Origin of the sequence: Maribacter sp. MJ134 (assembly GCF_003970695.1) — a bacterium.
Taxonomy (GTDB): domain Bacteria; phylum Bacteroidota; class Bacteroidia; order Flavobacteriales; family Flavobacteriaceae; genus Maribacter.
Genome location: NZ_CP034570.1, coordinates 2,106,951 through 2,123,242, shown reverse-complemented (window position 1 = coordinate 2,123,242; position 16,292 = coordinate 2,106,951). Strand labels below are relative to the sequence as shown.

Genomic DNA, 16,292 nt, shown 5'->3' with positions numbered 1-16,292 from the left:
CAGGAAAAATCATTTCCGCCTTACTTTAACTACATAGGTAGCTACTATAGCATCTTTATATTGCACGTGAACATCAAAGCTTCCTGCTCTTTCAAAGCGGTGTTTTAAAGTGTGCCCTGTATCATTATTTGTTATTTCTGGTTCTATTTTGGTTGTTGCCCCATTATGGACCAGTAGCAGGTTTAGCTCCTTCTCATTGACCAACTTAGGAGTGGTCAGTTCAAATGAAACACTCTTGTTTTTAACCGTTTCTAAATACATTTGTTGCGGCGCTATCGGGATGATATTGTTAGAAAAGGCCTGTTTATAGACCACAGGTCCTGTTATGAATTCAGTATAACTGGGAACCTTCTCAAGTAAGGACCATTTGGCTTCTAAGGGATAATGATTTTTTATGAATAATTGTGGTTCGGCCAAGAAGTATCCATCCGTATATTGACTTTTGAATCTAGGGCCATCTTCCTCTACGACGATAAGACCTGCGGACCATGTGGCATCGCACACATACCATTTATTCTGTAATAAAATGGTGTTCCAAGAATGGTTGGCACTACTTTCTTCCTGCAGTCTTAAGGTGGCCGTACGTCCGTGGCCATCTACGATTTCACTTTTAAGCCCCGCCAAGTTGGCCATTTCCTTAATAAGATAGGCATACCCCGTGCAGGCGGTCTTTTTGGTTGTCAATAATTTTTCAAACACTTTTGGTGTAAAAGAATGATTCCATTTTAAAAACCCCTCCCTGTCATCGGATAGTTTTTTACGTTTGTTACTTGTTCTTAAATAAGCAGTGTAGTCATTTTCAATATTGGTGCAGACCCAAGTATAAATGGCCCTAAATTTCTCCACATCCGTGGTAAAATTACCTGTAAGCTTATAGGTAAGCAGCGGTAAATTTTTAAGTGATGTACCTTTATGGGATAGCGCAACACTATCGGCTTTTTTAAAGTCTATTTCTAAAAAATCCGATCGTTGCCCATAAGAATTATACAATCCCGTTAGAATAAAAAGGTAGACTAATTTCATTATCGGAATAAATCTGCCACTTTTTGGAAGAAGGTTCTCTTAGAGGAAAAAACACCTTCTACGTCTACTTCACCCATTAGTTCTACATCTGCGAAATCAAAATTAATCGTAATATCCAATACTCCTGCGGTACTTTCCGGGACTATATATGCTTTGGTTTCGTAACCCAAATAACTAAAAAGCAGAATATCACCGACTTCTAATACTTGTGGAAATTCAAATTTCCCGTCAAAATCCGTAGATACACCCACATTGGTTCCTTTTAAGAATACATTAGCTCCGGGAAGAGGAAGGTTTTCTTCATCTAGAACGGTTCCCCTTACGGTCAGTTCTTGAACCAATTTAGGGTTGACAATACTTTGATTAAGATTGAAACTGGTTTGCGATATATTTTTCGGTAATTGCGGTTTGCTATCTTGCGCGTTAACAGCATTCAACACGCATAAAGAGAGTAATGAAAAGCTTAGCATCCCCAGCTTTTTTGCGAATAGATTTGTAGGTAAATGATGGGTCGTGTTGGTTTTGTAGGATTTGAGTTGGGAGGTCTTAAAACGTCCGCACGTCTTTTTCTCGCCACTACTAAAATGATTCATAAGTGCTGTTTCTGACATTAGACTAAAATCTATAACTTCTAGGTTACAAGATAGGCAAAATCCTCCTTTTTTGGTTTTGTCGAAGTTTTCGAAATTTTCTGAACATGGTTTTTTTACTGAGATACAAATTGCGTTTTTCATCACATGTGGTTTTAGGATTACACCTCTAAGCTATGGTATGCTAGGGGTTATAAAAACCGGTAATTCGTGAAAGGGTCTTTTTAATGAGTGACTGGGCTTCTTGGGCTAAATTCAAGTTCAAGTATCAAACTTAGGTATGAATAGTTGATTTTAAGAGTGTGTTTTGACTCCGGTTATTCATTTGTCACCTTTACACGAACACCCTCGCTATGGCTGCTGAACTCTGGCGCGTACATACTTTGTATTGAGGTAATGCCGTTGCTGAAATCTCCAGAGTTGTTCACGCGCACATCATATTCAAAAACATAAACGCCTTTGGGCAGGTAGTCAAAAAAGAAATTGGTGCTCGCATCCTTGGTGCTTTCGTAATAGCCTAGGCCGTCTTGCCATTTGTATTGAGATAGTACATTTATGGGTTCAAAACCTGCGGCGCGCATATCTTTCATATGTAGAAATTCCATATTTCTGTCCGATTTCAATTCAATACGTACACGGACCAGATCACCCACCTTCAACTCAGTTGACTTGGTGATTTCAGAAATTGTTTCTCCTGTGCCAGTGTTCTTTTTCAGGAATAATTTCTTTTTGAGCTGCAACGGGGTATCAGCAGAAGTTATCTTGTCCAATTCTTCAAAATATTGCCAGTATAATGCACCCCATGCAATACCTTCACCTTTTTTTGCAATCTGTACCTCGGCCATTTTGGATTCCACTTCTGAGCCAGCCCAAGACGTTTTGTAGTAACCGGTACCCGCTTCAATTTTTACATTTTCTAATTTGGAAGGAGCTATTTTTTCCTCGCCGACCAAAACACTGACCGCTTCTGTAACCGATAGCCAGTCGCTACCTTTTAGGAGTAAAGCATAAACCGCTTCTGTGGTTGCTTTCGTAGTTTTCCATTGATTGGTCTGCTTGTTTTTTAACAACCAAATTTTTAAATTATCAATAGTGGTAAGGTCACCATCAATCTCAGAAAAAGCTTCGATAAGTAATGCCTGCGTTTCAATTGGTGCTTGGTACCAATACCAGGAACTGGTGTTTTCTTTCCAGTACATGCCCAATTCATCGGATACAATACTATTCTCCTTCAGGGAACGTAATATTCTGGTAGCTGTTTTTTCATCTCCGTTTCGTTGCATAACAAGGGCCAACATTCCCTTGGTGTAAAGGTTTCTTTTTGTCCAATACTTGCGTGATTGTCCTAAATAATAGGTGCTGATTTCATCTACCTGCTTTGACGTCTTAATATCCTCGAAAAAACTTCTCATGTACAGGTACTGAATTTGTGTATCGTTCAAATGGTCTTTTGACAGATCAGTGGCATATTTTTTCATTTGCCTATATTCCTCTACAAAGGCATTGTCCAAGTAACGGACCGCTTTCTTGATCATTCTCAGTTCCTTGTCATCTGCAGCAACGGACAGGTGTCTTAGATGACCTAATCCGGTAATAATATGTTGGGTAATGTATCTGTTTTCACGGCCACCGTTAAACCAAGGCCAAGCACCAGAGTACATTTGATTGTTTTCCAGTTTTCTTAGAGCTATCTCTTGCTCGCTCTTCATTTTATTTAAATTGAAAAGTAACCCAATACGTTTTTTCTGTTGACTTTCGGACTGGGCGTCTCGCAACCATGGGGTTTCTTGAATGAGCAATGATTTCAGTTCTTGATTCTTCTCCAGATTACTTAACAAAGCATCAGTATTTGCCCATTGTTGAAATACTTCTTCAATTCTTGGATTGGAATTGGCAATATGAGTTGCCAACGTATTGGCATAGTACCTAGAAAAGGTCTGCTCATTACACTCATAAGGATATTCCATTAAGTAGGGGAGTGCCTGCACGGCGTACCATGCCGGATTAGAGGTCATTTCCAAAGTTAACTTATGGTTGCTCAAGGTAGTTGAGGTATTATCCTTCAACTTGTCCAACGTAAAGGTTTTTGTCTGATTGCTCCGCACCCACATGGGAAGTGTTTCCGTCACCAACATACGGTTTGTTAGTACGGGTAATACATTTTGTTCACCATCGCTAAAATCTCCGGCCTTGGCAACGATTTTATATTGAACGCCTTGCAGTCCTTTAGGAATGCTGATGGTCCATGAAAGTTGTGTATTTCCCTTGGCATCAACCTGAAAGTCTTGTGTATTGCGGTTATTCAATAGAAGTGAGTCTACGGATTTTCCGGTAATGACGTCCGTTAATTCCAACTGACTGGAACCACTTAAGTATTTATCGGATAGATTCGAAATTTTACTACTAATGGTAATTTCATCACCCTCACGTAAAAAGCGTGGCGGGTTGGGTAAAACCATCAATTCTTTTTGCGTTACAGCGGAAAGTCTAGTGCTTGCCGTTTTCAAGTCTTTGGTATACCCTAGTAATTGTACGTTCCACCGCGTTAAGGCCTCCGGAGTCGTAAAACTGAAGCTTACCGTGCCGTCTTTATCCGTGCGTAGCTGTGGAAAAAAGAAAGCGGTTTCTTGAGGGTTTTTGCGGATTTTGATTGAGCTGAAATCTATTTTTTCAGAAAGCGTTTTTTGAGAAGATTCTCCTCGTACTTTCACTTTCGTACCTGCTCCGGGAGCACCGGCAGCGGAAGAAATATTTACACCTGCCGCTCTTCCTTGAAGAGCATCTGCGACCTCCATTTCCATATTATCTTCTGCCATTTCCATAGCAACGGCTCCCGTAACGGATTTTCTTTTTTGTGTTCCATACCCCATAACAACCACCTCCTCAAGGGCTGCGGAGTCCTCTTGCATGTAAAAAACATAAAAATTATCCGTGCCAACCTTCTGCCGTAGCGTTACCTGTCCTATGAACGTAAGTATCAGTTCTTGACCCACGGCGGCCTTGATGGAAAAGTTACCATCGAAATCGGTTTGCGTTCCCTCGGTAGTTCCCGAGATAACTACATTTACACCAGGTAACGGTTGACCATCCTGATCGTATACGGTACCGCTTATATATCCTTTTTTAATCGTTGCATCAACGTAGGAAGCGTTCCGTAAGCTTGCTTGTCTTCTTTTTAAATAGTTGCGTTGGGCATACCGTGGATTTCTGAAATCTAGACCAAACCACTCAAAACTATCAAAGCTTAGGTCAGGTACGGCATCTATCAGAAAATTAGCATCGTACTTCCTGAACGATTTCGTTCCAAAACTTTGGCTAGCGTTCGTATAAGAGTCAGAATAGTAATAAGGTCTGGCAATGGGGTTAAAGTTCCAACTATGTCCCCTGAATTGATCTAGAGAGGCGTCGTACATACTTGTGAGTAGTTCCGCGGTAACTTTTTCTCCTTTAGGTCCTTTTATCTTGAAACTCCATGTTTCATCGGTTCCCGGTTGTAGTTTGTCCCTAAAGGTAAGGGTCTCAATCTCTAGGTCCGTATTGGGATAGGGAACGCTGATAGGTACACTACCTGCTCGGAACGAATTAAATACCGTAAAATGGTATCTTACGATAAAACCGCCCACATCTTCCGCAGTTACGGGAACGGTGATTGTTTTGCAGCCTTGTTCAAACCTAAGAATTTCCTTCCGTATTAATTTTTTGTCTTTTTCAACCAATACCGTTACATACGAATCTTTCGCATTGCTGTAAAAGGTGATTTCTGCCATGTCCCCAACATTATAAAAAGGTTTGTCGGTCTTGACATGAAATAACTGATTATCGGCGCGTATTTTTTCTTTTCCGTTATGGACACTGGTCTTTGTTTTTGCAGTAACCTTTTGTCCAAAGATGTCCTTTGTTTCTAGTTCTATAATGTATAGACCAGAGTTCCATTTTTTTAGGTTTTTCAGTGTTATCTGTGTACTTTTTTCCGTGTCAAAATCAGTCTCTAGTACCAATTTTCCTTTTTCCCAAGTCTTAGGGTCATGTTCGTTTGAATAGGAATCATGGGGATAAAGTGTTTTAAAATCCTTTTTGCCCCAGTAGTTGTAATCGGGTGCGGGCCATGGCCTATCCCGTAAAACGTACTCCGGTGCCTTTAATTTGTACATTTTTAGAACACCTTTTGCAAATACGTTTTGTCCGTTAAGGTTTTGCGTACTGATATTTATTTTTTGGTTTTTAGCACTGGTGTTCAACGGTCCATCTACCATAATGGAAGCGGTCATGGCATGATACCCAACTTGTACCGTAGTTGCCGTACTCCTAGTTTCTCCGTTGATGTCGGTAACATCGGCGGTAACATAATAGGAAAATGTGGGTAGACTGGCTTTATCCGCTGACAGATCAGGCAGTGCTTTAAAAGTAATCTCATAACTGCCATCGCTATCCGTGGTGGTCTCGCCCAGTGCTATTTCTTGCGGTTCTCCATAGTTATATGGCCTGCTCCAATAGTACCATTGAGGATAGTTTACATTGCGCTGAACACGGTAGCTTACCTTAGCTACTGAAACGGTGCTTCCCGCAAAAGCATTCGCTGTACCCTTTACGGTAATGCTATCGTTAACGCGATAGGTCTCTGTTACGGGTTTAAAAGATGTTTCAAATTTTGGGCGCTTATACTCTTCAACAAAAAAGTAAAAATCTTGGTCCACCAATCCGGAGACACCATAAACCTCTAAATAGAACATGCCCGTTAAACCTGTATTTGGAAGTATAAATTCGCCTGTAAAGGAACCGAAATCGTTGGTTTGCAAATCCATTTCCGATACTTTTTGACCATTAACATCATATAGGCCAACGGTAACGGCTTCCTCGCTGGCAACTTTGGATACGGTATCATTATTTTCTATAAGTACTCCCTTAAAATATAAGGCTTGTCCAGGGCGGTAGATACTCCGGTCTTTGAATACGAATGCTTTATATGTTATCTGGGGCTTTTTGGTGTCCCTTCTCTTTTGATTAATGTAGGTGCCTTCAAAAAAAGCGGTCTCTTTACCATGTTCAATCTTTGTTGTTTCAATAGAAATGCTAGACCTGTTCAAATCCATTGCACTAAAGCCATTTTTGTCTGTCACTAAACTCTTTCTGAGAACGGACCCACGGTAATTTTTTCGATAATACAAGGTAATTTCCGCCCCAGCCTTAGGTTTGCCGGTATTGCGGTCCACTACTTGGAAGATATGTTGGTTTGGCATTTTGGTTTCGGTGAATGCCAAATCTGTAACCTGTAGTGTACTAAAGGCAAAACTCTTTTCTGTGTTCGATTTCTCATCGGTATCGGCTCTTGTGGCCAGAATAACATATTGTCCGGCTTCTAGTGCAGGAAGCGGTATTTCTATACTGTGCCTTTGGTAGTCTCCTTCATCTTTTAGTTGAACGGTCCACGAAGCTCGTGCTTTCAGGTCTTGGATATACGCCAACTGCTTTTTTATAGGGTATAGTTCCTCCAATTTTTTTCGCTGGATTTGAGAGATTGCATACGCTTTTAGGTTTAAAGACTTGTGATTTTTATAGTTTACCAATAACCTTGATGGTTTACTGACCGCTAACTGCTTTTCGGAAGTTAATTGTAGCTCTGAAGCCAGTATTCTAGATTTAAGCGCGGCACATTTTTGTCCGCCTCGGCTATCGGGAAATTTTGCTATAGTTGCATCGCAGATGGCTATGGCTTCCTTAAGTTTCCATTGTGTTGCTTCGTTACTGGTATTATAGGTATTCCCTTGATGTTGCAGTAATTGAGCAATTTCATGGTTGTACAAGGCAGAGACTTCATGCTGTACCAAACGTTCTGCGGATTGTTGCAATACCGATAGATACACTTCGTCCTTGTCCTCAAAAACGGCATTGGTGTGGATAAACCTTAAACGTTCTACGTCGACCGTGACCAGAGCATCTAGTCTTGGATTGGGAAAATGGAAAGTCAGCAATTGTTGATATATTCCCAACGCTCTTTGTTGTAAGGATGTTCTGTCATCCATGGGAATATTCAACTGTGTAAACCCGTAAGCTTCGCATAGTAATTCAGGGTCCCTTATTTCAAATTTATCCGCTGGCCTGGTGATGCTATTTTCGTTGGTCTTATAAAAATCAAGGGCCGTATGTGCCAATACATCAAAAAGACTTGGTCTGAAGGTTTTAGAGCCCTCCTGTTCATGTAGTATTTCTTTAAAATCTTTTAGAGTTTCCTTTTGGAGCTTTTTAGGATTAGCGAGTGATTGTTCAAAACGGAAGCCGATTTCATTAAAAAGTGTGGTCAAATCCCAAGTTCTGAAGTCTACACTATCTATTTTGGTATCGGTAGCGGTTCTGTTATAAAATTGATAGCGATTTTGTTGGTAGTACTGCCAGTATAAATTGGCCAAATAGCTTTCCAGCACATTCTTAACAGGGAAATTGGCCTTAGAAATTTCAACCTTGAGATTGGTAATGGTCTTAAGCTTTGCATCCTCCTCAAGAATCAATCCATACTTTGCTTTAAAAAGAAGGGATTTAATTACTTGACTATGCTGCTCTTCTTTCTTTGCCTTAGCGTTAATCGTTTCAACAATCTCTAGAGCGGATTTTGTTAATACTTCCCGTTCTAGTTTATGAACCTTGGCCCACATTTGCTCATAAGACAAATTCGGTTCTTGTGCGGGTAGTAGCTGTGAAAAGAGTATTACGGAGAAAGTAGCTATCAATGTTTTCATTATTCTAAATTTACATAACAAATCTTTGCAAAACCTATGCCGTGGCAAAATAGCGTTGAGCCAAGTAGGGCTTTCGGTTACGGAAAGGGCCGTTTTGGGTTAGGTTATGCTCTTTTATATAATGAAATATCACATGGATTTTAATAGACCGCCATCGATAGGGATATTGGTTCCCGTAATGTAGGCAGCCTTGTCCGATGCTAAAAAAGCTGCTAAAAACCCATATTCCTTTGGGTCGCCAATCCTTTTTAAAGGAACACGGGATTGCATCTCTTGGAGGACCTCTGCTTCCGTAATGCCCATTTGCTCAGCTTTCTTTGCGTTGAGCTGCGCTATACGGTCCGTATCAAAATAGCCTGTGAGAATACTGTTGACCGTTATTTTATCCGGCCCAACCGCTGTTGCCAGTGACTTTGCCCAAGTAGTCACCGCCGCCCTTATGGTATTGGATAGCGCCAAATACGATAGCGGTTCTTTTACGGAAACCGAAGCCACGTTGATAATGCGTCCCAATGAATTGGCTCTCATGTGTTTTAATGCAAGTTCGGTAGTATATACCGTTGTCTTGAACAGTAAATCAAAAGCTTGCTGATAATCTGCGATATTTTTTTCCAAGGGATCTCCGGCAGGCGGTCCTTGGGTGTTGTTCACCAAAATGTCAACATAATTCTGCTCAAAATAGTTGGTGATAATTGTTTTATAGGCATCAAAATCATTGAAATCCACTACGAGATATTGATGTTCCTGGCCCTTATCCGTTGGAAGATTCGCCACGATACGTTTTAACTTTTCCACGCTACGGGACATTATCGTTACACTTGCACCGCTTTCTGCCAATTGCAGGGCAATTGCCTTGCCAATTCCACCGCTACTGCCACCTACCAGAGCTTTTTTATTTTTTAAGGATACTTCCATAGTAGTTTATTTTCAACGGTCTTATTTATATTCCTCTCTTGCTGGACTGAAAACGTCTAATAGTTTACAGGCTGTTAAGGCTCTTCCGCTGTGTTTTTTATGTGCTGCAATGACTACGATATCTCCTGGATAGTAGGTTCTTGTCTTTCCTTCTAAGGTAAATTCAAACTCACCTTCCATCACATGCATGATCTGTTCGTTCATATGAGAGTGCTCCGGTACTTCAGCATTTTTTTCAACCGTCCAAAAGGCTATGCTCATGGTTTCGCTGTGTACAAGTTTGCCGTGGTAACCTGGCATAATCTCCTTAGAGGGTATTTCGGCTAGACTTAAATCCATAATATGATTTTTTCTTGACAAGGTAAAAATAAACTGTAGAAGTAAGAAGCAGTTTGTGATGCTCTTGGCTATCGCTATCTTTACGGTCTAATTTTGTTCGATGAATATACATTTTATAGCAATCGGTGGCAGTGCCATGCATAATTTGGCCTTGGCTCTTGACCATAAGGGTTATCAGATAACTGGGAGTGATGATGTGATTTTTGAGCCTTCTAAATCTAGACTAGATGCAAAGGGTCTACTGCCTTTCGAGTTCGGATGGTTTCCGGAGAAAATACATGCGGACCTTGATGCAATCGTTCTTGGAATGCATGCAAAGAGCGATAATCCTGAACTGATAAAGGCACAAGAACTTGGGTTGACAATCTATTCTTATCCCGAATTTCTTTACGAGCAGTCCAAGGATAAAACCAGGGTGGTCATTGGTGGTAGTCATGGTAAGACTACCATTACCTCAATGATTTTACATGTATTGGATTTTCATGGACGAGAAGTAGATTACATGGTAGGCGCTCAATTGGATGGCTTTGACCGTATGGTACATTTGACGGAAGAGAACGACTTCATTGTTCTTGAGGGAGATGAGTATTTGTCTTCTCCCATAGACCGCAGACCAAAATTTCATTTGTACAAACCTAATATCGCTTTATTAAGTGGTATCGCTTGGGACCATATCAACGTGTTCCCAACGTTCGATAATTATGTGGAACAGTTCCGGATATTTGTGGATAGTATTGTCAATGGTGGTAGCATCACTTACAATACCGAAGATGTTGAGGTCAAAAAAGCGGTAGAAGCCTCCGAAAATGCCATACGAAAGTTTCCGTATCAAACACCAGCATATACCGTGGAAGAAGGTGAGACACTTTTAGAAACGCCTGAAGGACCAATGCCCATTGCAGTGTTCGGAGAGCACAACCTAAGCAATCTTGCAGGGGCAAAGTGGATTTGCCAGAACATGGGTGTGGACGAGGACGATTTCTACGAGGCCATTGCTACTTTCAAAGGTGCCTCCAAACGATTGGAAAAGATAGCTGAGGGTAGTTCTAGCATAGCCTACAAGGATTTTGCCCATTCCCCAAGTAAGGTGGCGGCAACTACCAAGGCTGTAAAGCAGCAATATCCAAATCGCAAATTAGTGGCCTGTTTGGAATTGCATACCTATAGTAGTTTTAATCCTGAATTTTTAAAGGAATACAAGGGGGCTTTGGATGCCGCCGATGAACCTGTTATTTTTTTCCTCCCGGAATCCGTTGCAATCAAAAAATTGAAAGAAGTAACTCCGCAGCAGATTGCTGAGGCTTTCCAAAGAGATGACCTCAAAATTTTTACTGATGCTACCTCTTTTCATCAGTTTGTAAAAGAACAGGACTATAAAAATGCCACCTTGTTATTAATGAGTTCCGGGAATTACGGAGGTCTAGATTTAAATGAAGTTCAGCACCTAATGGTATAGTGACCTAGACTCCGAACTGTTTAAGATGATGGTCTAAATGCTTGTACTGTAATTGTCCCCATTGCTCTTTGGTAAAGGTTCCGAAGGTTGGATGCGGATACCAATGATCTCTATCCCTTAAGGCATAAAAATCATCTACCAACGTTTTAAGAAGTTCAGATTCACTTTTAAAATCTTTGGGCTCTCTTGCCTTGAGTTGCGGAGCGGTAGGGAGGTTTTTACGCCAGGGTTTATCGTTGTACAAGGACTTTTTGAAAAAGGTTTTAATGAACCAATTTCCTTTAGAGGAGTTCTCTTTGTTCTTTATGGCCAGTTTCAATGGGTATTGGCAATGCCACGCCATTTGGCCAACGGTCATCTTGCCCCATTTCCGCTCCGATGCTTCCGACAGTTGAGACATGCGTGCAACAATTTCTTTATGGCCATCAGCAGTTAATAAGGATTTCATTTTTTACACTTTTAAATGATAGTGAAATTTACGATAAAATAATTTGTTCGTTATCTTTAGCCTATGCAAGAAAAGCCAACTTCCTTTTCCATAAAACATTGGTCAGATGATGATAAGCCACGGGAAAAACTGGTGAATAAAGGAAGGTCTGTCCTTTCGGATGCTGAGCTCATTGCAATTTTAATAGGTTCCGGAAGTAGGTCCGAAAGTGCCGTTGAACTTTCTAAACGTATTCTTTTGTCCGTGGACAATAATCTCAACGAACTGGGAAGACTCTCCATAAAACAACTCATGCAGTTCAAGGGTATTGGTGAAGCTAAGGCCGTAACCATAGCTGCCGCACTGGAAATAGGTAGACGAAGAAGGGGAGAGGAAGCTCAAAAAATAGATAAGATCACTAGTAGTAAGGACGCTTTTGAAATCTTACAGCCCATTATGGGTGAATTGGAACATGAAGAATTTTGGATTTTATACTTGAACAATTCTAACAAAGTACTATTTAAAGCACAACTAAGTAAGGGCGGTATTACCGGAACATTGGTAGATGTGCGTTTAATAATGAAACAAAGCCTGGAATTAGGTGCGGTAGGTATTATATTAGCACACAATCACCCTAGTGGTACCTTAAAACCTAGTGCTGCAGATAAGGAGATTACGCAAAAGATAAAAAAAGCTTCCGAATCTCTGGATATAAAAGTATTTGACCATCTTATCGTTACGCAGAAGAATTATTATAGTTTTGCCGATAATCAAGTTTTGTAAATGTTATTGATATATACCCATAAAATTACACCGCGCTTCAGCTACACGATGAAGCAGGTGTTCACGAAAATTTTGGGTATAGAAATTGGTTTTACGACCAAAGTCGAGGATTTTATAAAACATAACGAAGCCAAGATTACCTATACGAAGCAGCCACTTCAAAATGAGTTTTTTGTAAGAAGTAATGACCTGCTTTTTGAGCAGGGCATAAGCGATATACAGCTTAATGTTGTGCAATGGGACAATACGCCATGTTTCTTCCCTACTGGAGAAAGAAGCAATATACCCTACGATATTTTTGCCGCAAGTTTTTATTTATTGAGCAGGTATGAAGAGTACCTTCCCCATGTAAAGGATATTCATGGGCGGTTTTCTCCTAAGGATAGTGTAGGTTATCAGCATGGTTTTTTGGACAGGCCTGTGGTAGATCTATGGGCACTGAAGTTGTTGGATGTACTATTGGAGCGTTTTCCGGACTTAGAGCATGGTAAACGAAGCTATGTTTATGAATCCATTATTGATGTGACCACTTCGCATTGTTACTCCAATAGAGGGGTAATTAGAGGTGCGGCTGGCTTCTTGCTAGATTTGGGTACATTCAGGTTAAAGCGGGTTTATGAGCGCATTGTTGTTGGTCTCAAGATAAGAAAAGACCCTTATGACAATTTTTCGGAGTTAATAGCATGGCACAAACAGTTGAAGGTTAAAAGTATTTTCTTTTTTCAGTTTGCTAATTATTCCAAGTACGATAAGAACGTATCTACCAATAGCAATACCTTTAAATCACTGATCAAATACATTGGGGACTACTCCAAAGTTGCCTTGGCAGCGTCCTATAGTTCCTTTGCGAACGCTACCCTTTTAAAACTTGAAAAACAGGATTTGGAGAATGTGGTCAATAGACCCGTATACATGTCCAGAATGCGCTATAACAGAGTTGATATCCCTTATACGTACAGAAATCTTATTGAGGCAGAGTTTACGGACGATTATACCATGGGATATAGCCGTGAAGTTGGTTTTAGGGCCGGAACCTGTACTTCGTTTCAATTCTACGATATTCCCTTGGAAGTACAACAACCCATAAAAATTCACCCATTCGCCATACACGATTATGCACTTGTAAACCTTAAAAATAGGACTGCGATGATGAGCAAAATAAAGGATGTTCATGATGAGGTGCAACAAGTCAATGGAAAAATGGTGACCGTTTTCTCCAACGAACTATTGGGTAGTACAGGGAAATACCAGTGGAAATCCATTTATAAAGAAATCCTTGAGAAGTACAATGTATAAAGATACCGTTACCGATGTTTTTTTTGATCTGGACCACACGCTTTGGGATTTTGAGAAAAATTCTGCACTTACTTTTAAGAAGATTCTTGTTGAACACGAGATTGATATTCCCTTAGAGCGTTTTCTGGAAGTCTACGTACCTGCAAATTTTGCCTTTTGGAAATTATATCGTGAAGAGAAAATAACAAAAACGGAATTACGATACCAACGTCTTAAAACGGTCTTTGATACTTTGGAGTATGGTATTTCAGATGCTACTATAGACAGTCTTTCTGAAAAATATATCAATCACCTATCATCTTTTAACCATCTCTTTCCTCATGCGACCGACATCTTGGATTATCTAAGACCTAATTATAAATTGCACATCATCACCAACGGTTTTCAGGAAATACAAGAAAAGAAGCTAAGGAAATCGGGTATCCATGGTTATTTTGATCAAATTATCGATTCGGAAATGGCAGGCGTTAAAAAGCCTAATCCGATAATTTTTGAAATGGCTTTAGATAAGGCTAAAACAAAGGCTACGAACTCTTTAATGATTGGGGATAGTCTTGAGGCCGATATACTTGGTGCACAGGCCAGTGGTTTAGGTGCCTTACATTTTTGTACGCTCGGTGAAGATTCGCACGAGCATTGTCCCATCATTAACGACTTACGGGAAATAAAAAACTATTTATAGAGTTATTAGTACTAGAACAAGGTTCATAACGGTGGTTAGGGACACTTTTTTGATTTTAGAAATGAAAATTTCACGGATTGTCTTGGTACTATTATTAACGGGATGTTTTGTCTCTTGCTCTGAAGAGCTGGATTTAGGACAATACGATGATTTATCTATTACCCCATCCTTTGAATCCAGTATTTTTTATGTTGAAGCACAAGAAAGCCTTATCAATAGGATCGTTGGGTTAAGCTTCTTTACCCAAGAATTTAATTTTGATGCTTTTGAAGAAGCATTTTTTGCAGATAGGGTTTTAGGTGGTGTCATTACTTACGAACTGGAAAATACCACCAGTAAGGATGTAGAGATCAGTATAGAATTTTTGGACGAAACAGACACTGTTCTAGATATTGAGTTCTTTCAAATGGATGCCGCTCCTACGGCTCTTTTAATCAGGGAGGTTGCTTACGGCGATTCCGGGAAAAGTCTTGATATACTGCGAAATACCTCTAAGATTAGATTGAGTGCTAGAAATCTTGGCGATAATAGTAGTACATCTAGTATTCCTAATCCGTCATTGGTGTTGAGATCGGCGGGTGAATTTATGTTACGAGCCAAATGAAATTAATCCGGGGCTATTTTATCTTAATCCTTTTCGGGTGCCACTTTCTGCTGGCACAGAACAAACAATTGCTATACGATTTTAGTGAGATTCCACAATCTTTAATGGTTAATCCCGGTGTAGAAACAGATTTCAGGTGGTATGGAGGAGTTCCCTTACTTTCTGGTGTTTTTGGTTATGGTGGCTCTAATGCCGCAGCTGTAAACGACATTTTCGCGGTCGATGGTTTGGATATTAATGATAAGGTAAGAAATCGTCTGGTCAATCGTTTAGGGCCTTCAGACGAGCTCAGCGGTAATGTTCAACTAGAGTTTTTAAATGTTGGTTTCAGGTCTTCTGATCCTGATATATTTTATTCCTTTGGTGCTTATCTGGAGTTTGATAATATTTCGTATTGGCCTCAAGATTACGCTATTCTATTATTTGAAGGAAATGCCAACCAACTGAATAGAAGGTTCAATTTGGGAGATTTAAGTATGAGGGGATCTATAGTGAATGTTTTTCACTTCGGGATAAATAAGAATATCGACAAGGATTTAACCATTGGTGTTAGAGGCAAGATTTATTCTGGAATATTAGATTACAACTCAACGGGAAACAAAGGCTACCTCGTAAACACGGAGGGTCAAAATAATATCTTAAATACGACCCTTAGCGCGGACCTTAAATTAAGAAGTTCTGGGTTCGGGGATTTGGACAATGCGGCTGACGATGATAACGTTGCAAGTGCGCTTGTCAAAAGAGCTTTGTTCGGTGGTGATTTAGGATTAGGAGTGGACTTGGGTTTTAGTTATCATTTAAGTGAAAGAACGGTAATCACGGGAAGTGTTCTTGATTTGGGATTTATGTACCATAGCGGAGATACCCAAAGTTATAGTCTCGAAGGTAATGCAAGTGTAGAAGGTATTGAAATAAACATTTTAGAAGAGTTTGGGAACCTAAATAGGGATTTTTGGCAAGATTTAGTAGATGAGGTAGAAGAATTGGTGCCTTTTGAATCTAGTAATAAGGCCTATGTAACTTTTAGACCAACTAAAATAAACGCTTCACTAAGACATGACTTTGGAAAACCAATAGGTTCACAAGAAAATTGTGACTGTTCCGTTACAGCTTTTTCAAGTAATGCAAGGACAAGATATCGGAATTCTGCCGGAGTTCACGTATATGCCATAAATAGACCTAGAGGTCCACAGGCAGCGGTAACAGGATTCTACCTCCGTAGACTTGGTAATATCATGGCCCTTAAAGCTACCTATACCGCAGATAAATTTAGTGCTACCAACTTGGGTTTAGGTGTTAGCTTGCAAGCCGGACCCGTAAACCTATATGCAATGGCAGATAATCTATTGTCCTATCAAAATATTGCGGCGTCTAATTATGCTTCTTTTCAGTTAGGATTAAATATCATATCTTGGAACAAAAGATAATGATTTAGCTCAAAGTAAC

12 protein-coding genes are annotated in these 16,292 nt (G+C 40.1%); 6 read left to right on the top strand and 6 right to left on the bottom strand.

Annotation, left to right across the window (positions count from 1 at the left end):
- Positions 1-9: 9 nt before the first annotated feature.
- From EJ994_RS09380 to EJ994_RS09360, 5 genes are all read right to left on the bottom strand, one after another.
- Positions 10-1,023, bottom strand: a complete 1,014-nt coding sequence (locus EJ994_RS09380; protein WP_126592197.1) for a transglutaminase domain-containing protein — start codon at positions 1,021-1,023, stop codon at positions 10-12.
- Entirely contained in the window at positions 1,023-1,634 is a 612-nt protein-coding gene (locus tag EJ994_RS09375) for a carboxypeptidase-like regulatory domain-containing protein (protein WP_164721443.1), read from the bottom strand. Before EJ994_RS09375 ends, EJ994_RS09380 begins: the two co-directional genes overlap by 1 nt.
- Before the next feature lie 296 nt (positions 1,635-1,930).
- On the bottom strand, positions 1,931-8,344 hold the full coding sequence (locus EJ994_RS09370; RefSeq protein ID WP_241240756.1) for an MG2 domain-containing protein: 6,414 nt from the start codon (positions 8,342-8,344) through the stop codon (positions 1,931-1,933).
- A gap of 129 nt (positions 8,345-8,473) precedes the next feature.
- Positions 8,474-9,259 (bottom strand): SDR family oxidoreductase, encoded by a 786-nt coding sequence (locus tag EJ994_RS09365; protein WP_126592195.1) that lies wholly within the window; start codon positions 9,257-9,259, stop codon positions 8,474-8,476.
- Positions 9,260-9,280: 21 nt separating this feature from the next.
- Positions 9,281-9,598: a cupin domain-containing protein gene (locus EJ994_RS09360; protein WP_126592194.1), complete on the bottom strand. Its 318-nt coding sequence runs from the start codon at positions 9,596-9,598 to the stop codon at positions 9,281-9,283.
- A 100-nt stretch (positions 9,599-9,698) separates the two neighbouring features.
- Here EJ994_RS09360 and EJ994_RS09355 point away from each other — a divergent pair, with 100 nt between their 5' ends.
- On the top strand, positions 9,699-11,054 hold the full coding sequence (locus tag EJ994_RS09355) for a UDP-N-acetylmuramate--L-alanine ligase (RefSeq protein ID WP_126592193.1): 1,356 nt from the start codon (positions 9,699-9,701) through the stop codon (positions 11,052-11,054).
- A gap of 4 nt (positions 11,055-11,058) precedes the next feature.
- Here EJ994_RS09355 and EJ994_RS09350 read toward each other — a convergent pair whose 3' ends face one another.
- On the bottom strand, positions 11,059-11,502 hold the full coding sequence (locus tag EJ994_RS09350) for a DUF1569 domain-containing protein (RefSeq protein ID WP_126592192.1): 444 nt from the start codon (positions 11,500-11,502) through the stop codon (positions 11,059-11,061).
- Positions 11,503-11,565: 63 nt separating this feature from the next.
- Between EJ994_RS09350 and radC the strand changes: the two genes are divergently transcribed.
- The 5 genes from radC to EJ994_RS09325 all read left to right on the top strand — a co-directional run bounded on the left by radC (position 11,566) and on the right by EJ994_RS09325 (position 16,273).
- The gene (gene radC / locus EJ994_RS09345; protein ID WP_126592191.1) at positions 11,566-12,264 is read left to right on the top strand and encodes a RadC family protein; all 699 of its coding nucleotides are present in this window, start codon (positions 11,566-11,568) and stop codon (positions 12,262-12,264) included.
- Positions 12,265-13,560 (top strand): polysaccharide deacetylase family protein, encoded by a 1,296-nt coding sequence (locus tag EJ994_RS09340; RefSeq protein ID WP_126592190.1) that lies wholly within the window; start codon positions 12,265-12,267, stop codon positions 13,558-13,560.
- Positions 13,553-14,242, top strand: coding sequence for a YjjG family noncanonical pyrimidine nucleotidase (locus tag EJ994_RS09335; protein ID WP_126592189.1), 690 nt, complete (start codon positions 13,553-13,555; stop codon positions 14,240-14,242). Before EJ994_RS09340 ends, EJ994_RS09335 begins: the two co-directional genes overlap by 8 nt.
- A gap of 61 nt (positions 14,243-14,303) precedes the next feature.
- Positions 14,304-14,846, top strand: a complete 543-nt coding sequence (locus EJ994_RS09330; RefSeq protein ID WP_126592188.1) for a hypothetical protein — start codon at positions 14,304-14,306, stop codon at positions 14,844-14,846.
- The gene (locus EJ994_RS09325; protein ID WP_126592187.1) at positions 14,843-16,273 is read left to right on the top strand and encodes a DUF5723 family protein; all 1,431 of its coding nucleotides are present in this window, start codon (positions 14,843-14,845) and stop codon (positions 16,271-16,273) included. The genes EJ994_RS09330 and EJ994_RS09325 overlap by 4 nt, the downstream gene beginning before the upstream one ends.
- Positions 16,274-16,292 lie beyond the last annotated feature (19 nt).